Raw genomic sequence first — 19597 nt, forward strand, 5'->3', positions numbered from 1 at the left:
GTGAAAATCTAAAGGACTCGTCGCAGCTTCCTACAATTCTTCTCTGGGAGCTGCCTCATCATTCAAACGCTTCTCCAGCGCGGCCATATCTGCTGGAAAAGGAGCCTGGAACGTTATGCGTTCCTGTAGAATTGGGTGTTCAAACGTCAGCTCACAAGCGTGTAATGCTTGGCGTTCGATCCAGCTGTCCCGTTCCTCTCGAACAGCCATGGTCTGCTCATCGATCTCGTGCACAGGTAGTGTCTTGTACATTCGATCACCGATCAATGGGCAACCGATGGACGTCATATGTACCCTGATCTGATGGGTTCTGCCACTTTCCAGCTTGAGACTTATCGCACTGGCGCTGCCCCCTGACCAACGTGTTACGGTCGTGTACAACGTTCTTGCAGCGTAACCATCAGGTGTTACGATTCGGCGGTGTGGCTCTTCAGGATCGCGGTCAATCGGTCCATCCACCGACCCTTGTTCCGGGACTGGGCTGCCGTGCACAAGTGCAATATATTTCTTGTCCACTGTTCCTGCAATCATCTGTTCAGACACATGCTGATGCACATAAGGGTTCTTGGCTATTGCGAGCACTCCTGACGTCTCCTGATCAAGTCTATGAATCGGTCTGAACCGGAAGCGCTCGCCTTTGGATTTCCAGTAATGAACGACTCCATTTGCCAAAGTACCCGTGTAATGTCCATGCGTCGGATGAACGATGATGCCCGCATCCTTGTTGACAATAAGCAAGTGCTCATCTTCATACAGAACGGTAAAGGGAATAGGCTCAGGCAAAATATCATCCGATTCCTCTTGCTCCATCCGAACTTCAACGACATCACCCGCAGCTACCTTGACGCTAATGTACACGCGCTCTCCATTAAGCATGACACCTTGCTCCGTCAGCTTAATTTTGGACAAAAGCTTACGCGACACCAGCAGCCGGCGCTGAAGCACGGTCTTCAGCAGCCAGCCATCTTCTTGTTCGGTCACCGTGTAGACAATCGGCGAATAATACTGGCTCATTCTTTGCGGCGGAAGACTTTTTTGCTCCGCACATATTCAATATCCGCCACCTGTTGTCTCGCGTTGGCCGTCCGTGCAACCACGAAGAAATAATCAGACAGTCGGTTTAAGTACCGTCGTACAGACGGGTTAATGTCCGTATGTTGTCCCAATGTTACCGTGCGACGCTCTGCGCGACGACATACAGTACGGCACACATGAAGAGCAGAGGACAGCTGACTGCCACCTGGAATAATGAACCGTTCCACTTTTGGATTCTCTGCATCATACTGGTCGATCCATTGTTCCAGACGTGTGACCATCTCATCTCTCACCTTATATTTGGTCTCACTAATCTTCACGAAGGCCAGATCCGACCCGCAATCAAACAGTTCCTGCTGAACTTCCAGCAGATGTTCACGCAGATCTTCAAATTCCCCTTGAGCAGAGTCAATAAGGCTGATCGCCTGGCCTACAAAACAGTTCAACTCATCAATCGTGCCATAAGCCTCAACTCGGTCATCATCCTTGATGACGCGTCCACCGATGACCGAAGTCTGTCCTTCGTCACCTGTTCGTGTATATATGCCCATCGTTATCCCTCCAATTGGTAATATAATAATGAATACGGGAATGCCACTTTTTCAGAAACCCGTCTATCGCTTTACACGTATATAAGAATTGGTGTGCTCTGCCGAGTATACGACAAATCTAAGGAAACCAAAAGTAAAGGAGACGATTATGCAAAACTGGATAACCGATTTCATGGAACAATACGGCTACATAGGCATTGCACTCATTATTGCTCTTGAGAACGTATTTCCCCCGATTCCATCCGAAATCATCTTGCCGTTTGGCGGATTCATGACCACCTATACCAGTCTCACTCTTCCAGGAGTTATTATCGCCGCAACCATTGGCTCCGTCCTTGGTGCTGTTCTCCTGTATGGTATTGGACTACTCATTGACGTCGAACGCCTTGAGAAAATTGTGGAACGCTGGGGACATGTTCTGCGCATCAAAAAAGAGGATATTCACCGTGTCGATGCATGGTTTGACAAATATGGCATGTGGACCGTATTATTCTGCCGAATGGTTCCCCTCGTTCGTAGTCTTATCTCCATTCCCGCAGGCATGTCCAATATGAAATTTGGTTTATTCCTTCTCTTTACAACCATTGGTACATTGATCTGGAATGTCATTCTTGTCTGCGTTGGTGCTGCGCTTGGCGCATCATGGGAGAGCATTTTGCACTTTATGGACGTCTATTCCATTGTAGTGTATGTCATTCTGGCCATCATTGTCATCGGATGTATCATCTGGTGGATCAGACGTAGCAAAAAGCAGAAATAAAAAGGATAGCTTAATAAATAAAGCCTCCTCGCCACCAATTCGTGGTTAAGGAGGCTTCTTTATGTCACCCGTTTATGTCATCTCGCTATCGTTCATCTTCATTTCGCATGCCCTGACTTTTAAGATCGATAGCCAGACCAGATACCAGCAAGTACATCTTTTCAGCATGCATCTGCAGCATCCGATTAACCGAAGCCATTCTCGCTGTAAATATTCGTTCTTCCTCGGTAGGATGCAATGTGCCATGCATTTCATTGGTAATCACAAGCAACTTCCCCTGATAAGACAATAACGCATCAAGCAAAAGCTGTGTCTCTGAACGCTGATGATCCAGATCCTCTGTTGCCCTGAAACCGGCAGCCATCCAGGAGGTCAGACTGTCTACAATTACAATTCGCTGATCCGCCAAAAACAGATTGGATTCCCGATTAATCTGGGTGATCACCTCTGTCAGATGCTGACCGTTCCCGGCATGAATGGCACGATAATGAGCGGATGGCAATTCGGGAATAACGGGATCATGATCACCGGTGGATAAATATACACCCTCCCGGCTAATCCCGGCTGCGTACTTGAGGGCAAACCGGGTTTTACCACTACCTATGCCGCCTGTGACCGTAATCAGCAATCCGCTTCCCTCCTTCCATAGCCATTCTGAATTTTCTTTACTCTGTCAGCGCCTTCAGCACTTTTTTGGATTCTTCGACATTGGAAGATGACACTGGAATGGTGGCGAACAAATTGCTCGCAGCATATTCTACATCTTTAAACATTTTCATATCTTCGAGTGGAATGCCGTAAAGATGTGATTCTTGCTTGAGATCTGAACCTCCATCTCCTTCACCCTTCTCTACCAATACTCCACCCTCAAATACACCCCGTTCAAACTTCTTGGGATCAAAAGTATCATCCAGCGGAACATTGGAGCCATTACTTCCGTATTGTTTCATGTCGGACTCAGGCAATATGAAGATATCATGTCCTCCAGCCGCATACTCTACCATAATTTTCTGAACATCATACATCGCACTGGTGATCACTTCTACCTTGGGTTCCTCACCCAGTTTCTGTTGCAGATTGGCCTGTAACTGCTCTGAGATTACAGATGGATTTCCTTGGTTATCAATGATGAATATGGAAAAACCATCTTTACCTCCACAACCAGCAAGCAGAAAAACGATAGAAATGATTGCAGTAAGCCCCCAAAATCTCTTCATTCCAGTTCCCCCTTTAGTCTCCTATGTCCAATATATCACAATTGTTCCACGCAAAAAAATAACCTGGCTTATCGGGGGATCACCATGCCTTTACACACAAAAAAAAGAAGACCTTCTCAGGTCTCCCTTTCTAATTCGATTAATGAAACGTTTCAATCCAGCATAAACGTTATTTTGCTTTAATCGGGTTAGCCTTCATATATTCATTAATCTTTAAATCCAGCAAACTGCTGATTTCAATTACAATATCGGATGTGAATGATTTTTCTTCGAGGAAGATCTGTTCCATCTTGCGACGAAGCATATGAATTTCATCTTCCAAGGAAATGTCATGCAAAGATGCGTTATCGGGTTTCACCGACCATCGGTCGCCATGATCGCCTTCTGCCAGATAGTGCCCACGATTCGTCGGTAAATCATATTCAACACAAAACAAAGCTAACCCCTCCTTGGAAAAATGGTTTCCAAATATATGAAAACTTATTTCAAATTTGAATTATATCACATTATTTTGTAAAAGAAAGTTATTTTTTTCCAATGATAACAATGTCACATTTGTAAAAAGATTCTACTTTAGTATTAACCCTCTTTTTGCAGTTTGTAAACAAAGTTTCCGATTCGTTCCAAAGCTTCATTTAATTGGGTCACAGAAGTAGCATAAGAACAACGCAAGAAGCCTTCACCCTGAGGGCCAAAAACATTGCCCGGAACAGCAGCCACTTTATTCTCCGTTAACAATCGTTCAGCAAACAGGTCGGAACTCATACCCGTCTTTTGAATGCTCGGGAATGCATAGAATGCTCCCTGAGGTTCATGACAATCAAGTCCAATATCTCTGAAGCCCTGCACAATTAAACGTCTACGCTGATTATACGATTCTACCATCCGATCTTTCTCACCCAAACCATTCGTCAACGCCTCAAGTGCAGCAACCTGACCCATGGCCGGCGCACACATTACCGTATACTGATGGATTTTGAGCATGGCTGCTATAAGCTCAGGATGACCACACATGTAACCGATCCGCCAACCTGTCATTGCAAAAGCCTTTGAAAATCCGCTTACGAGAATGGTCCGTTCCTTCATGTCAGGGATAGCTGCAAAGCTAACATGTTTTTGCGTATACGTCAATTCAGCGTAAATTTCATCCGCGATCACAATCAGATCATGCTTTTTAATCACTTCAGCAATAGGCAGCCACTCTTCATACGTCATGATGGCTCCAGTCGGATTACTCGGATAACACAGAATAACCACTTTCGACTTCGGTGTGATACCAGCTTCAAGTGCTTCGGCCGTTAACTTGAACTGATCTTTCGCGTAGGTTTCAACACCAACTGGTATACCGCCACCGATTGAAGCGATTGGTGAATACGCCACGTACGAAGGTTCAGGAATGAGAATCTCGTCGCCAGGTACGATTAATGCGCGCAAAGCCAAGTCAATCGCTTCACTGCCACCCACGGTAACAATAATCTCATCCTTGGGATCGTATTTGGTATCAAACTGATTATCCAGATATTCACTGATGGCTTCTCTCAACTTCGGCATACCTGCGTTGGATGTGTAGCTGGTCATACCTCTTTCCAGCGAGTATACACAAGCTTCACGCATATGCCAAGGGGTAACAAAATCAGGTTCACCCACACCCAATGTGATAATATCCTTGTTGTCTCCAACCAGATCAAAGAATTTACGAATTCCGGATGGAGGTATCTGCTGCACGAGGGGTGCCAGATAAGATGTCATTTTCTTGTTGTTCCCGGTTGTCTGTTCATTCACTATCATGACACATCTTCCTTTACGGCGAGATCATGAGACGGTTGTCTTCCTGATGGTCTTCAAAGATAATCCCGTCCTGCTTATATTTTTTAAGAATAAAATTCGTTTTGGTTGAAAGTACAGAGTCTATCGGAGACAGTTTCTCCGACACAAAATTAGCGACTTCACGCAGGTTGCCACCTTCCACTTCAACGAGCAGATCGTATGCACCGGACATGAGATATACGGACTTCACTTGCGGATAGAGATAAATGCGTTCGGCAATCCCTTCAAAACCACGACCACGCTCCGGCGTGATCTGCACCTCAATCAGGGCCGTTACTTTCTCATCATCTATTTTGCTCCAGTTCACAACGGTTGCGTATTTTACGATGACGTGGTCTTGTTCTAGCTGTGCCACGGCGTTCTTGATCTTGTCTTCCGACTCCCCCAGCAGCGTCGACAGCAGTGCGGGAGTCCTTCTCGCGTCTTCCTTCAGCAGATCCAGAACTTTTAATTGCAGATCGTTCAAATCTTTCATGGTTTTCCCTCCAGCGTCATCCAGGTTCCTGAAAATGAATTAATACTTATATTACATGAATTTGACGTTGATGCATAGACAAAAGACCGCCTGCCCTAAATTCAGGCAAGCGGTGGTATGGTCCTGTAACGTTAGGTGCTTCAAACCTCTTTTGCAAAGGTTACATGTAATAAGGGTTACCGTAATTCGGTTGATGTTGAGGCACATTAGGAGCTTGGCTATATGAACTGTTCTGCGTATTCTTTTCCTGAATGAATTGCTGACACTTTTGCTGGGTCTGGTGGGCGGACTGAATTTGCTTGTCCACATCCTGACGAAGTGCTTTGGACGAGACAGAATACATGTTGTTTTGCTGCATCAGATTGAACAGTTCCCCTTGTAATCTTAGGGTATCGTTCGTCAGATCTGTGAACATTCGACGTGTCATGGGGCAGGAAGCTTCCGTTGTCGCAGTCGTATATTCGCGCGAGGTTCGTCTTAAATCTGCAAGAATCGACTTCAGCAGATCCTGCTCCTGCATAAAAGCGCCATTAGATGATGGAGATTGAGAATACATGCGTTTTCCTCCTATACAGTTAGAGTTGTCTTCAATTACTGACTTGCGCCGGTGCAAGAGACTGATGTTGCTGCAGTGCATTGACAAGCGTGTTCAGATGTTGTTCATGTGAGCGCGCATAGTGATTCAGAGCTTGTTGAATTTGTGGATTATGTGTGATGGAAGCTGTAGCTGCACACTGCTTAATCAGCAGTTCTTCATTGGTGATAGAGTCCGCAATGTAGTTCAATTCCTTGGGACTCAGCGCTTGCATAGTATGATTCTGCATGTTTCGATGGCCTCCTCGGCATAAAGTTTATGCGCAATTATTGTTAACCCGGTCACACAAAAGTATACAAATTTAAATTATAAAGGAGATGTTTCTAATGGATCTGGTCTATAGCACACCTTTTTGGCCCTCCACTTTCAATTCAACAATTAATTATTCTGCTTTACAAGAAGACATCTCTTGTGACTGCCTCATCATTGGAGGGGGCATGGGGGGCGCATTGACATCTAAACTACTTACGGAACAGGGTGTTAACACCGTTGTGATTGATAAGCGAGACATTGCCCACGGCAGCAGTTCTGCCAATACAGGTCTTTTACAATACACCAATGACAAAACACTAACGTCGTGTATCAATACTTTTGGTGAAGCGACAGGCGTACGTTTTTATGAGCTATGTTGTGAAGCCATGAAACAGCTTGCTCAAATTGCAGACAGTCTGGATACAGACCCTTGGTTTATCCCACGGACAAGTCTTTGTTTTGCAAGCAGTGAAGATGATGTGGCCCAATTGGAGGAAGAATATCAGACCTTGAAGCGTTATGGTTTTGAAGCTGAACTGTGGGATGCCGACAAAATAAGCCAGCATTTTCCCTTCAGCAAACCCGCTGCACTGTACACAATGGGAGATGCGGAAGTGAACCCCTATCGTTTTGTTCATGCCTTGTTTGAATCCGCAAATAAACGTGGCGCTAGAATTTATGGTCAGACGGAGATGATACACTGTGAATACGATGAAGATGGTGTAATATGCCACACTTCCAACGGTAAAATTCGTGCGAAGAAGGTCATATTTGCTGCCGGTTACGAAACACAGGACATCAAAAAGGATCGCGGAGCCTATCTGAAAACGACCTACGCGATTGCTACCAAACCGTTGTCTGATCTTAGTGAATGGTTTGAACACAGCATGATTTGGGAGACAGCTCGCCCATATTTGTATATGCGAACAACACCGGACGGAAGAATCATCGCAGGCGGTTTGGATGAAGAAACACCTCGAGAGGATCAACGTGAAATACGGGCATATCACCGGGGAGATACACTCCTGGAAGAGGTCCGTTCCTATTTCCCTTTAGATGATCTTGAAGTCGATTATGCCTGGGGTGCTGTGTTTGGTAATACGAATGATGGCCTCCCCCTGATCGGCACACATCCGGATTATCCGCATTCTTATTTTGTAGAAGGGTATGGAGGTAACGGGACCGTATACAGCATGATTGCTGCTTCCTTAATTGTGGATGCTATTACTGGCAAACAAAACCCTGATATGGATCTATTCTCACTTACACGTACAAGTAAACCATCTCCTGTATAACCAACAACCGCACCAATACAACTACAAACAGGGTACAGCACACGGAAAGTTCTCTTTTCCCGCCGCTGTACCCTGTTTATATATTTGGAAGTCTGCTAAGCCAAGGGCTCTTGCCCTTCCGTTCGGTTCAATAACTTGCGCATAAAGACCCATCCAATTAGCGGAGAAGCACCGAGGACAATAATAAGCCAGGTTAACATACGTAGAGACGGAGCATTTAAGACCGTCACAATAAATATGGACAACCCACTTAGTCTGCCAAGCATCAGGCATAACTCTCTCAAAACGACAAGTTCAACCCTTTTCTCCACATTTTCGCCACTTGTGCCCATCATGTCGAATCCCGCTGATATCATCGGTAGTACATATAACGGCATCGCAACAGCACTCCCAATCCCCATGATTAACAGCGTACCATAGGTCACTTTCCAGAGAAGAGGAAGAAGCACAATGAGCAGAATGAGGGCTCCAATGAACATGCCTTTTGATCTATACTGTGGTTTGTACCATTTCCCGGCTGCCCAATAACTTACTAGTGCCACAGCAGAAGTGATGAGTGAGAACTGCCCCAATTTGTACTCCTGTGCGGTAGCCAAATATACAAGCAGTGCAATCAGGAAGGCAAAGACACCTTCACGTGCACCCTGAGCGAATAAACCCAACCCTAAGGTCCTCCAGGGACTATCCCGCTTGGATAGCTGTATCCAAGGTTCTGACCAGCGGTATGTACCGCTCACCTTTCTTTTTTTCAGAAAAAAACTAAAAACTACCGCTATAACATAAATAACGAGTGATACCGTGAAGATGAGCCGATATCCTGTGTTGTCTGTCATGCGAGTAATAATCAGACCGGAGAACCATGGACCTATAATTCCTGTCATCGAACCAAGTAACCCGACCCAGCCATTGAATAGATCCCTGTTTTCCCGATCCGTTATTTCAAAATACACAACATTAAATGCAATCCAGAATAGCCCCAAGGAACAACCTAGTAGCATACCCAGAGGCCATATCCAGTCTACAGCTTTGGAACCAGCCCAGAGGACTATCATATAAAATATGCCGGACAGCGCAGTACCTAGTCGTAGTGCACTCATTTTATTGTGTTCCTTGACCCATTTGCCAGCAAGCCAGAATGTCAGTCCAATGGCCAGTTGCTGGCTGAGAGTGAACCACCCCAACATGGCATAATCCGGACGGCTTTTCCACAGAAACACATTCAAAAAGGTTCCCGACAGCGCTCCGGCTAACGCAAACAATCCATTCACGCCCAAAAGCAGAATGGATTGTCGGCCTAAAGTAATCTTCATCTGCTCCTCCTTCATCCACCTGAAGTGAACTATGTACAGGTAGGTCTTAGGGTTAACGTGCCCCAAGCAAGAGGAAAACATGAGGAATCTTCAGGATTGCTATGAAATTGGTTAGAATCTCCGAAATGTTTATTCCTGCGTACTCAGATTCTTGATCAGACGCAGACGATCTTCCTCAGACAGACTGTATTGAACTTGGAAACATCCCGAGCATACATAGGTCAATACTTTAAACGGTGATGCCAATAGTGACCCTTCGCCTGAAGCTGCGTTAGCAACTGGTGTGAAGTTATCCTGCGTTGCAGCTTGTGTACCTGCGAGAATCATGAATTCCCGGCAATTCGGGCACTCTGGTACTTCTTCCTGATGATCAAGTTGCTTCTGTACACCTTGTTCATACTGAATGAGATCATTACCTTCATCCGCGTATTTGGTTAACGTTCGCAACTCCGGCAATTTGAGTTCGACTTCATCCCCCCACAGATCCGAAAGATCCGTAGTCTGTTTCTCGTTCGTTACATCGTCTACATCATAGATGTCGTCCTCAGCTTCATCGTTCTCTTCATCATCGATGTTAATATTGAGCGTACGGTATCCTTTTAACTCATTGTGGCAATAAGGACACTCTTCTTCAGGACCGAGTTCCTCATCCCATACAATCTCCGTCTGACACCAAGGGCATACTGTTGTTTCCATATTGATCAACCTTTCTCTTTCATATAATCATGTATTCATTACATAGATGACACCGATGGCAAAAAACACGATCGATGCCGCAAACAGAATCCGTATCAATATCTTCATGACCAGTCCCCCTAGATAATGCTCGCGCCAATTACAAACGACAGCGAGACTGAAATAATCATGGATATCAATCCGACAGCTCGGTTATCCGATTCGATCTCCTTATCAATGGAGAACACGGGTGTCAGGAATTCGAACAAAAAGTAGGCAATGAGCAGAAGGATAAACCCTACGAATGACCACGTCATGGCTTCATATACCGAAGATTTCGCTTGTATGCAGAACCGCAATACGTTGCAGATCCCGAAGATCTTACCTCCTGTAGCCATCGCAACGGCCACATTGCCCTTCTTGATCTCCGTCCAGCATTTATACTTAGTCACCAGTTCGAAGCAAGCCAGAAATACGAGCAGCTCCATAATCGCTACCGAGAAAAAACCGAGTACCATCCCCAAGGGATGAGACAGCAATTGGTCAATGCTTTCTATCACGCACCGTTCCCCTCTCCCCATCTGCGACCTTCATGAATAAGGTCGCAGAATATCATTGATTCATGGACCGGCTATTCCAATTCTGCGACGGTCACACCGTTCCCGCCTTCTCCGTAATTGCCCAGCCGGTAGCTTTTAATATGTTTATGCTTACGCAGGTAATCCTGAATACCGGAACGTAAAATTCCTGTACCTTTACCGTGAATAATATAAACTTGGCCCAGGTTGGCAAGGAAAGCTTCATCAATGAACCGGTCTGTCTCCATCAGGGCTTCTTCCAGGTTGGTACCACGCAGATCCAATTCACTTTTCACATTGTCATCACGTGTGCGCTTCATACCCGTTACCGGTTTTTGCTTTGGTTTGGCTGCGGGAGCCGATTGCTGCAGTTCCAAGTCATCCAGGGATACTTTCATTTTCATAATCCCCAGTTGTACCATAGCGTCTTTGCTGCCCGCCATCTCTACAACATGGCCTTTTTGATTCAAACTGTAGACAAGCACTTCATCACCAGGACCGATAGCACGAGTCTTCGGCGCTGTTGCCGTCTTCTTGACCGTTTTTCTGCGTTTCTCCGGTTCAGCCTCGTCCAGCTGTTTGCGGGCAGCAATGAGTTTGTGCTCCTTCACGGAAGCACCTTCTTCCATAGCCAACAGGCGAAGATCTGCTATAATCTTCTCCGCTTCCGTGCGAGCCTTGTCCACAATGCTGCGTGCATCTTCTTCTGCTTTTTCAATTCGGCGATCACGCTGCTGTTCCAGCTTCTCCAGTTCGGTCTGATGACGACTGCGTAATTTCTCCATATCCTGGCGCAAGCTCTCTGCCTTCTCACGCTCTTGTTCAGCCGTAAGACGGTTCTCTTCAAGAGAAGCAATCATGTGCTCAATCCGTTGATCCTCTTCCTTCACTTCGCCACGGGCGTAGTCGAGAATGTAACCCGGCAGTCCCAGTCGCTCTGCAATGGCAAATGCATTACTTCGTCCAGGTACACCCACCAGAAGGCGATAGGTTGGACTCAGTGTGTTGATGTCAAATTCCATGCTGGCATTAATGACACCTTTACGCTCATATGCGTATGCTTTCAGTTCACTGTAGTGAGTGGTTGCAACCATGCGACATCCCGTCCGGTGCATATGCTCCAGCATGGAGATCGCCAGTGCGGAACCTTCAGCCGGGTCTGTCCCTGCTCCAAGTTCATCGAGCAATACCAAACTTTTCGGCGTCATGTTTTTCAGAATGCGAATGATGTTGGTCATATGACTGGAGAAAGTACTCAGATTCTGCTCGATACTCTGCTCGTCCCCAATGTCTGCGTAGATCGCATCAAATACACATAGCTGACTGCCATCCTCAGCCGGAACAAATAAACCGGACATTGCCATCAGGCTCAGCAATCCAATTGTTTTGAGCGTTACCGTTTTACCACCCGTATTGGGACCTGTCACGATAATGGATGTGTAATCATTGCCCAACTCTATGTCAATTGGAACCACGTTTTCAATCGGAATCAGTGGATGACGGCCTTTCTTGAGCTTTAGGAACCCGCGGTCATTCATGCGAGGCAATGTTGCTTTCAGTTCACGAGCCAGACGTGCTTTGGCAAAGATAAAATCAAGTGATCCCAGCAAGTCGACATCATACAACAGCCACTCTCCCTGCTCACTGACAAGTGCCGTCAATTTCTGCAAAATAATTTCTATTTCGCGTTCTTCCCGAATCCGGGTCTCGCGTAATTTGTTGTTCATTGCAACAATGGATTCCGGCTCAATGAACAATGTCGCACCCGAACCGGATTGATCGTGCACAATCCCGCCAAAGTACGAACGATATTCAGCTTTCACCGGGATAACAAAACGGTCTCCTCTGATGGTAATGAGCTGATCCTGAAGCATCTTGGATACGGTAGAGGATCGAATCATCGAATCCAGTTTTTCGCGAATCCGAGCTTCTCCGCCTCGCAGCTCACGACGGATCTGCGCCAACGTTACGCTTGCACTGTCGGCAACCTCTGCATTATCGTCAATACAGATTTTGATTGAATCCTCAAGCGTTTTTTGCTCTGACAGTTGATCACTGATATAGAATAAAGATTCGATGGGCTCATCTTCATGCAAAGTACCAATCTGACGTTTCAATCGCCGCGCCGCAAAGGTTGTATTGGATATTCCCAAAAGTTCGTGAGGGTTAAGTGTGCCTCCAATTTCAGCACGTTTGATGGAAGCCGTAATATCTACAATTCCCCCAAACGACGGTGAGCCTTTCAGGCGATCAAATGTGAAGGCTTCATCGGTTTGCTGCAGCAACCGCTTCACTTCTTCAAGTTCACTGCTTGGTTCAAGTTGCTCCGCTTTCTTTTTTCCCATAGTCGTCTGGGCAAAGCTAAGCAATGTATTTAAAATTTTGCGATATTCCAGTGTGTGTAAAATTTTCGTGTCCAAGTGTACAACTCCTTCCAAACTATATCTGTATTATAACGAAAGAAACTTTCTTACGCTATTTAACGAATCCTTCCACACATAACTTCAAACATAACACCACAAACTACAGGTGTCAGGATTGTGCAACCTCTCCATCCCCTTGGAGTTGCCCTGCTCAGTTCAATCCGAATAAAAGGAGGTAAACACCATGAATTTCCTGGGACATGTCGTGCGATTTGTCATCGCTGCAATTGTATTAATGGTGGTCAGCTGGATCGTTCCCGGATTCGCCGTTGGTGGCTTCTGGAGCGCTCTGTTGCTTGCTCTTGTCATTGCCCTGCTCGGCTGGATCGTTGAAGGTATCTTCGGCAAAAGAGTCAACCCGTTTGGTCGCGGTATTGTCGGATTTATCGTTAGCGCACTGGTGATTTGGCTTGGTCAATATGTTGTAGATCATGTTGAAGTCAGCCTGCTCGGTGCCATTCTCGCTGCGCTGGTTATCGGGATTATCGATCTCTTCATCCCGGTATCCACCCCTTTTGATGCCGGACGAAGCTCCAAAAGTTAATCTCCACTTCACCTTAACGTCCCCATGTATTCTCCTAAACCTCTGAAGGCCTTGGGCCGGAAGGGGTTTATTTCATTCGGGCAGTACACACGCTCTGCCGTACCCGTACAATTTTCAAAAAAACGACATACGCAGCGTGTACAGGCATCCACATATTGCGGTATGATGACAGGAGCAATCATTCAAATTTTATCCATATCACGCTTTAAGGAGGCACATGATGAAGAAAGGCATAACATGGCTTGCTGCCTGTATGTTAATTCTGGTCCTCACTGCATGTGGAGGGGCGAAACAGTCCGCAGAATCTGGCAGCAATGGATCCGATGCTGATGCTGGAGTTACAGCCAGTGAAGAATTGGTCATCAAGGCAAGTAACTATGAATTCGATAAACCTGAGTACCATCTTAAAAAAGGCGTTCCCGTTAACATTGTTTATAAAAATGAAAACGGAAATCACGGTATCCTTGTGCCTGAGCTGAATCTTCAACTGGATACCAGAAATAGCTCCAAAGTCATAACCCCGGACAAAGTTGGTGAGTTTGAAATGTCCTGTTCTGTCTTCTGTGGTTCAGGACACAGCAGCATGATCTCCAAAATTATCGTTGAAGAATAGTATTCAAGACAAGGAGCCCCCGCAGCGACGGGAGCTCCTTCTTTAGTATAACAAATTGTACCAGAGTACGTTGCCCACGAGCCAGTTCTGCTGCATTCATTCCGCTAGGTCTGGTCCTGTTCAATCAATTCAATCCATTCGTTATATTCCGTCTGTAATTTCGTATATTCATCATGCAACTGACGATATTCCGTGTTCAGCTGCTCTGCCTTCTCCTGCTCCATTTCACGTTCAACCTGTAACAAACGTAATTGATTGGCCGCTAGTTCGTAACGCTCCCCCATCTCAAGCAGTTCAGTTTCCATGATCTCTTTCTCTTGGGTCGCTTCTGCACGTAACTTGTCCAGCTGCTGTCGTTCTTGCTCCAGTCCCTCCAGCAACTCACTACTTGCAGCACTTTCTCTCTTCCAAACCGTCAGTTCATTCTCAAGTGCAGCCCAGCGTTCCTGCCAGGATTGTTCCTGAGCCGCCCATTCATCTGCACGGCGTTGCCATACCTGGTCGTTCTGCTCTGCTTGTTCAACGCTTGAGCGAAGTTCTTCTTCACGTCTTGTCAACTGCTCCAGACGGGATGCCAACTCGGTCTGTTTGGCTGACAGTTCTTCGTGTTTGATCTGCCACTCCAACGCTTCTTCCTCAGTCTGGGCTAGCCGGTTCTCTTGTTCCGAGTAACGCTCGGAAAGTTTAGCTGAAGACTGTCTCGCTTCTTCAAGTACGCTCACAATCTCTTGTTTCTCCTTGCTCAATTCATCCAGCTTGGAACTGTAATTCTCTTCACGTTGTAATACATCACTGTAATCGTTACGGATTTGTTTATAGTTATCCTGAAGTCGGTTCAGCTCTTCCCGAACAACATTTAGCTCAACTTCAAGCTGATTACGTTTCTCTTCCAAAAGCTCTGCATCCTTCTGGTATTGCACAGCTTCTTCATGGTTGAAACGAGACTCTTCCTTCACCACGGACAATTCATCATGAAGGGATTGCACACCAGACTCCAACGTTTCATTTTGTTCAGCAACTTCAAGAATCTGATTCTCCAGGTCTCCGATCTCAGCCAATCGCTGCTCAGCAAGGTCCTTCCAAGACTGCTCACGTTCCGTAAGCGTGCCGATCTCATTCTGCAATGTACGCACCGCAGCATGAGCCTGTTCAAGCACTTTTTGCAGTCTGCGCTGTTCCTCTTCCGACTTCACTTCAGCCTCACGAAGCTTTTGAACTTCCTGTTCAAGCTGTGCATGTTGCTCCTGAAGTTTGCGTAGCTGTGCTGTGAGAGAGGTTTCTCTATCCACAGTTTCATTATACTTCTGCTTCCATTGTTCCTGTAGATCACGGGATTGCTGGGCAGCCTGTTCCGTTTCACGCAGAAGCTCCTGCAACTGGGAACGGTCCTCTTTCAACTGCTCCAGTTGTTGTTCCAGTTCCGTAATTCGGCGAGTCTGAACTTCCTGCTCCTGCTTACGGACCCCATGCTCATGACGTAACGATTCCAATTGACCACGCTCATGCTGAAGCTGCTGTTCTTGCTCTGCAACCAAGTCCTGTGCACTAATGAGCTGGGTCATTACTTCTTCTAATTGTTCTTCGACATCTAATAGTCGAGCCTCCGCCTGTTTACGTTGTTCCTCAAGTTGCTGCTTGAGCTTGCCCTGTTCTTCTTGCAACAAGGCCTCTGCCGCCGCTTCGGCTTCTTTTGCCTGGGACGCTGCTGCTTCCTTGGCTTGCTGCAATTGTTCCTCGAGGGCTGCTTCTTTCTCCATCCATTCGAGTTCCAACTGCTCGGATAACGCCTTGAACTCCGCATTCAACTGATTTATCTCAGTCAGGCGCTTCTGCTCCGCTTGTTCCTGCAAGTCAGCCCGTTCCTGATTCGCCTGATCCGTGAGCTCTTGTGTCTGTTGCAGCGCTTTTTCTTCAGCCTGTTGAAGACGAAGTTCCATCTGTTGCTGAAGTTCGTTATATTGCAGCGCTGCTTCTTCCTGAGCTTTCTTCAGATTGCTCTCTGCCTGCTCCAACTCGGACAAAATGGCCGACTCGGCTTCTTCCTTGGCTGTCCGAACCTGCTGCGCAGCCTTCGCTTCAATCTGCTGACGTTCTGCAACGGCACGGCTTTCGACTTCTTTTAATTGAGCTGCAGTCTTGTCCTGCAACTCTTTATATTGCGCCGCAGCTTTGGCCTGCGCCTGCTGCAATTCGGCTGCAGAACGGTTCTGAGCTTCTTTGAGCTGGGAAGCAGCCTGTGCCTGTGCATTTTTAAGCTGGTTAGCCACTTTCTCTTCCATTTCCTTCAGCTGTTTCGTTCCCTTGGCTTCTGCTTCCTTCAGTTGTGCTGTCGCTTGGGCCTGCAATTTCTGCACTCGCTCCGTTGCTTGAGCGCGTTCTTGCTCCAGCAGCTTATTCAACTTGGCTATTTCTGAATTTTTGTCCGATTCGGACTTTTGCAACGCCTGCTCTGCTTCAATCTTCAACTGTTGCAAATCAGCAAGAGCCTCGTCGCGCCGTTCCAATTCTTGTTGATGTTCATTTTGTATGGCGTTCAACCGATTCAATTCGTTTCTCAGTTCTGTACGTTCTCCAGTGAGCATCTTCAGTTCATTACGGATTTCCTGAGTCTGAAGAGACTGTTCAGCCATATGTACAGCCGCCAGTACCGCAATACGCGGAGTATCCAGACGGGAATTTTGCTTGGAGATTGCGCCCATACGCTCATCTACCAGGTTAGCTACTTGTTTCATATAGTCGGCACTGCTGCCAACCAGTTTATAGGAAGTCCCGTAGATCTCTACGGTGACGCGTGTACGATCAGGTGTAGTCACAGTTGTGCCCTCCTTCAAGTCTGTATGTTGATTCTAAGCTGTAATCACAAAAAAGTCACATCGATCCTCTAATGCTAAGGATTCGATGTGACTTCAAACAATTCCTGCTAATCTTTGTTCAAAAAATCTTCTTTTGTCCTATTTACGCAATTCCGCTCCGAATTGCTCTTCCAGACGAGCCACTACACGGGCATGAACTTCAGTAACTTCCTCATCGGTGAGTGTACGTTCACGATTCCGGTATACCAGTGCCATCGCCACGCTCTTCTTGTTTTCACCCAGTTTACTGCCAGTAAACACATCGAATACCTGTACGTTTTGTAACCATTCACCCGCCGATTCACGAATGGCGCGCAGCATATCTCCAGCTTCAACATCCTCATTCACAACAACCGCGATATCACGTTCCATCGCCGGGAAACGCGGAAGTTCACGATAACGAATATCAGCGTCTGCTTCACTGTAAATCGATTCAAGTGCAATCTCTGCGATGTACACATCATTCAGATCATACTGCTGTTGCAGTTCCGGGTGCAATTGACCCAATGTACCGATCAATGTGCCTTCCCCGCCATCCTTACCTTCCAGGTAAACCGATGCGGAACGTCCCGGATGGAATCCTTCAGGGCTGTTTGCTACCAAGCGAATGCGTTGTTCAAGCCCCACATAGGCGAACAGATGCTCAAGAGCACCTTTCAGATCGAAGAAGTCTACTTTCTCCGCTCCAACATTCCACTGCTGGCTGGCACGATTACCGGTGAGCAGCAGCCCCAGTACTGGGATTTCATGCGGTTGCTTGGTCAACTGATCTTCTTCAGTGAAGAACACATTACCCACTTCAAATACAGCCAGTGAATCCTGTTTACGATTCATGTTATACACCGCTCCATCCAGCATTTGCGGCAAAATACTCGTACGAAGCACACTGCGGTCCTCGCTCATAGGCATCGCGAGTTTCACGGCTTTACTTCCTTGTGTCAACGCCGGGAACAGGGTCGCTTTATCCGGGTGTACAAAGGAGTAACTGATCATTTCCTGCCAGCCACTGCCTGAGAGCAATCCACGAATCGTACGGCGCATTGCTTGAGAGCGTGTATATGCCCCTGGAGTCGTCGGTCCTTCAATCCATGTGGTTGGAATGTTGTCGTATCCGTACAGGCGCGCAATCTCTTCAGACAAGTCTACATCGAGCGTAATATCCCCTCTGCGTGTTGGCACTTCCACATCCAGCAATCCTTGATCAGCATCACCACATGCAAAGTGCAAGCGAGCGAAGATCGTTTTTACCTCAAGCAAAGACAGATCGGTTCCCAGATAACGATTCAGTCTATCCAGCGACAATTGAATTACACGTTTCTCCGCAGCTTCTGCTCCAGCTTCCACGATTCCCTGGTGCACTTCACCTTCAGCATAACGCTGAATCAGTTCAGCCGCACGATCCAAAGCCGTAATCACCGCACCCGGGTCTACTTCCTTCTCAAAACGCATGCTTGCTTCGGAACGTAGCCCCAGTTGGCGCGACGTTTTCCGAACGGTTCCGCCGTCGAACTTGGCGGACTCCAGCAACAGATTCACCGTGCCTTCCGATACTTCGGAATTCTCGCCACCCATAACCCCAGCGATGGCTACAGGTTTCACGCCGTCTGTGATGAGCAACATGTGCGGCTCCAGCTTGCGCTCCTGTCCATCCAGCGTAACAATCGTTTCGCCTTCGTTGGCCATCCGCACTTCAATATGGCCCTTTTCCAGTTTATCCGCATCGAATGCATGTAGCGGTTGACCGTATTCGAGCATGACATAGTTCGTGATATCAACGATGTTATTGATTGGGCGAACACCTGCCGCCATGAGACGGTTTTGCATCCACAGCGGGGAAGCACCCAGCTTAATTCCAGTTACATAACGAGCTGCATAGTGAATGCATTGCTCCTGTGCCTTGATCTCTACAGAGATATGATTCGCGGCTGCATCACCAATTTCAACCAGTTGGTCTTTGGGACTTGGCAGCTTCACTTCACGACCCAGAATGGCACCCACTTCATAAGCTGCACCACGCATGCTGAGACAGTCGGAACGGTTCGGTGTCAGGTCCAATTCAAGCACATGATCGTCGAGACCAAGAACCTGGCTGATTGGCGTGCCAACCTCAGTTTGTTCCGGCAGAACGAGAATACCTTCCTGCTGATCCTTCGGCAACAATTTGTCGTTCATGCCCAGCTCTTTGGCGGAACAGATCATGCCAAGGGAGACAACACCGCGCAGTTTGGCTTTTTTGATATCCAATCCACCAGGGAGCTTCGCTCCAACCAGGGCTACGACTACTTTTTGGCCTGCATCCACATTTTTCGCACCACACACGATCTGAAGATCTTCTTCCTGACCAGCATCGATGACACATACATTCAGTTTGTCTGCATCAGGGTGTTTCTCCTTGCTCTTCACATAACCTACAACAACTTTATTCACGCCCTTGTTGCGGTTCTCCACTACATCAATTTCGACACCCGCACGGGTGATTTTCTCCGCCAATTCCTGTGGCGTCACACCTTCAAGGGAAATATAATCAGACAGCCAATCTGTCGATACTCTCATGGACGTTCACTTCCTTCATCTATAAATTGGTGTTCCCGGTTC

At 46.9% G+C, this 19597-nt stretch carries 19 protein-coding genes; 4 read left to right on the forward strand and 15 right to left on the reverse strand.

The features are described 5' to 3' along the window. Window positions 1-30 precede the first annotated feature (30 nt). Together ACDJ59_RS16985 and ACDJ59_RS16990 are read right to left on the reverse strand one after the other, a co-directional pair. Window positions 31-1014, reverse strand: a complete 984-nt coding sequence (locus tag ACDJ59_RS16985; RefSeq protein ID WP_413404333.1) for an RluA family pseudouridine synthase — start codon at window positions 1012-1014, stop codon at window positions 31-33. Then, window positions 1011-1586 (reverse strand): cob(I)yrinic acid a,c-diamide adenosyltransferase, encoded by a 576-nt coding sequence (locus tag ACDJ59_RS16990; RefSeq protein WP_036610088.1) that lies wholly within the window; start codon window positions 1584-1586, stop codon window positions 1011-1013. Before ACDJ59_RS16990 ends, ACDJ59_RS16985 begins: the two co-directional genes overlap by 4 nt. Window positions 1587-1734: 148 nt before the next feature. Between ACDJ59_RS16990 and ACDJ59_RS16995 the strand changes: the two genes are divergently transcribed. Continuing rightward, the gene (locus ACDJ59_RS16995; RefSeq protein ID WP_091014720.1) at window positions 1735-2346 is read left to right on the forward strand and encodes a DedA family protein; all 612 of its coding nucleotides are present in this window, start codon (window positions 1735-1737) and stop codon (window positions 2344-2346) included. Between the two features lie 85 nt (window positions 2347-2431). Here ACDJ59_RS16995 and ACDJ59_RS17000 read toward each other — a convergent pair whose 3' ends face one another. The 7 genes from ACDJ59_RS17000 to ACDJ59_RS17030 all read right to left on the reverse strand — a co-directional run bounded on the left by ACDJ59_RS17000 (window position 2432) and on the right by ACDJ59_RS17030 (window position 6689). After that, on the reverse strand, window positions 2432-2974 hold the full coding sequence (locus tag ACDJ59_RS17000) for a bifunctional adenosylcobinamide kinase/adenosylcobinamide-phosphate guanylyltransferase (RefSeq protein WP_413404335.1): 543 nt from the start codon (window positions 2972-2974) through the stop codon (window positions 2432-2434). A gap of 37 nt (window positions 2975-3011) precedes the next feature. Continuing rightward, window positions 3012-3563: a hypothetical protein gene (locus tag ACDJ59_RS17005; protein WP_017689626.1), complete on the reverse strand. Its 552-nt coding sequence runs from the start codon at window positions 3561-3563 to the stop codon at window positions 3012-3014. Window positions 3564-3732: 169 nt separating this feature from the next. Then, entirely contained in the window at window positions 3733-3954 is a 222-nt protein-coding gene (locus ACDJ59_RS17010) for an aspartyl-phosphate phosphatase Spo0E family protein (RefSeq protein ID WP_179198508.1), read from the reverse strand. A gap of 188 nt (window positions 3955-4142) precedes the next feature. Further along, complete coding sequence (locus ACDJ59_RS17015) at window positions 4143-5351, reverse strand: aminotransferase class I/II-fold pyridoxal phosphate-dependent enzyme (RefSeq protein WP_413404338.1); 1209 nt, start codon at window positions 5349-5351, stop codon at window positions 4143-4145. 13 nt (window positions 5352-5364) lie between these two features. Next, a complete protein-coding gene (locus ACDJ59_RS17020) occupies window positions 5365-5865 on the reverse strand; it encodes an Lrp/AsnC family transcriptional regulator (RefSeq protein ID WP_024628343.1) in 501 nt (166 codons plus the stop codon). A gap of 160 nt (window positions 5866-6025) precedes the next feature. Next, window positions 6026-6421 carry a spore coat protein gene (locus ACDJ59_RS17025; RefSeq protein WP_091014731.1) on the reverse strand — a complete coding sequence of 132 codons (396 nt, stop codon included), beginning with the start codon at window positions 6419-6421 and terminating at the stop codon, window positions 6026-6028. A 31-nt stretch (window positions 6422-6452) separates the two neighbouring features. After that, complete coding sequence (locus tag ACDJ59_RS17030) at window positions 6453-6689, reverse strand: hypothetical protein (RefSeq protein WP_413404341.1); 237 nt, start codon at window positions 6687-6689, stop codon at window positions 6453-6455. Between the two features lie 97 nt (window positions 6690-6786). Between ACDJ59_RS17030 and ACDJ59_RS17035 the strand changes: the two genes are divergently transcribed. Next, a complete protein-coding gene (locus ACDJ59_RS17035) occupies window positions 6787-8007 on the forward strand; it encodes an NAD(P)/FAD-dependent oxidoreductase (protein WP_413404343.1) in 1221 nt (406 codons plus the stop codon). A gap of 95 nt (window positions 8008-8102) precedes the next feature. Here ACDJ59_RS17035 and ACDJ59_RS17040 read toward each other — a convergent pair whose 3' ends face one another. The 4 genes from ACDJ59_RS17040 to ACDJ59_RS17055 all read right to left on the reverse strand — a co-directional run bounded on the left by ACDJ59_RS17040 (window position 8103) and on the right by ACDJ59_RS17055 (window position 12990). Then, a complete protein-coding gene (locus ACDJ59_RS17040; RefSeq protein WP_413404345.1) occupies window positions 8103-9317 on the reverse strand; it encodes an MFS transporter in 1215 nt (404 codons plus the stop codon). Window positions 9318-9446: 129 nt separating this feature from the next. Further along, the gene (locus ACDJ59_RS17045) at window positions 9447-10013 is read right to left on the reverse strand and encodes a hypothetical protein (protein WP_036669791.1); all 567 of its coding nucleotides are present in this window, start codon (window positions 10011-10013) and stop codon (window positions 9447-9449) included. Window positions 10014-10132: 119 nt separating this feature from the next. Next, window positions 10133-10510: a DUF350 domain-containing protein gene (locus ACDJ59_RS17050; protein ID WP_283945688.1), complete on the reverse strand. Its 378-nt coding sequence runs from the start codon at window positions 10508-10510 to the stop codon at window positions 10133-10135. 113 nt (window positions 10511-10623) lie between these two features. Then, on the reverse strand, window positions 10624-12990 hold the full coding sequence (locus ACDJ59_RS17055; protein WP_413404347.1) for an endonuclease MutS2: 2367 nt from the start codon (window positions 12988-12990) through the stop codon (window positions 10624-10626). Window positions 12991-13177: 187 nt separating this feature from the next. Here ACDJ59_RS17055 and ACDJ59_RS17060 point away from each other — a divergent pair, with 187 nt between their 5' ends. Next, the gene (locus ACDJ59_RS17060; protein ID WP_036610114.1) at window positions 13178-13537 is read left to right on the forward strand and encodes a phage holin family protein; all 360 of its coding nucleotides are present in this window, start codon (window positions 13178-13180) and stop codon (window positions 13535-13537) included. A gap of 217 nt (window positions 13538-13754) precedes the next feature. After that, window positions 13755-14150 carry a cytochrome C oxidase subunit II gene (locus tag ACDJ59_RS17065; RefSeq protein WP_413404350.1) on the forward strand — a complete coding sequence of 132 codons (396 nt, stop codon included), beginning with the start codon at window positions 13755-13757 and terminating at the stop codon, window positions 14148-14150. Between the two features lie 104 nt (window positions 14151-14254). Here ACDJ59_RS17065 and ACDJ59_RS17070 read toward each other — a convergent pair whose 3' ends face one another. Together ACDJ59_RS17070 and pheT are read right to left on the reverse strand one after the other, a co-directional pair. Next, window positions 14255-16963, reverse strand: coding sequence for a hypothetical protein (locus ACDJ59_RS17070; protein ID WP_413404352.1), 2709 nt, complete (start codon window positions 16961-16963; stop codon window positions 14255-14257). Window positions 16964-17101: 138 nt separating this feature from the next. Next, entirely contained in the window at window positions 17102-19555 is a 2454-nt protein-coding gene (pheT, locus tag ACDJ59_RS17075; RefSeq protein WP_413404354.1) for a phenylalanine--tRNA ligase subunit beta, read from the reverse strand. Window positions 19556-19597 lie beyond the last annotated feature (42 nt).

The organism is Paenibacillus amylolyticus, from assembly GCF_047302515.1.
Classification (GTDB): domain Bacteria; phylum Bacillota; class Bacilli; order Paenibacillales; family Paenibacillaceae; genus Paenibacillus; species Paenibacillus amylolyticus_G.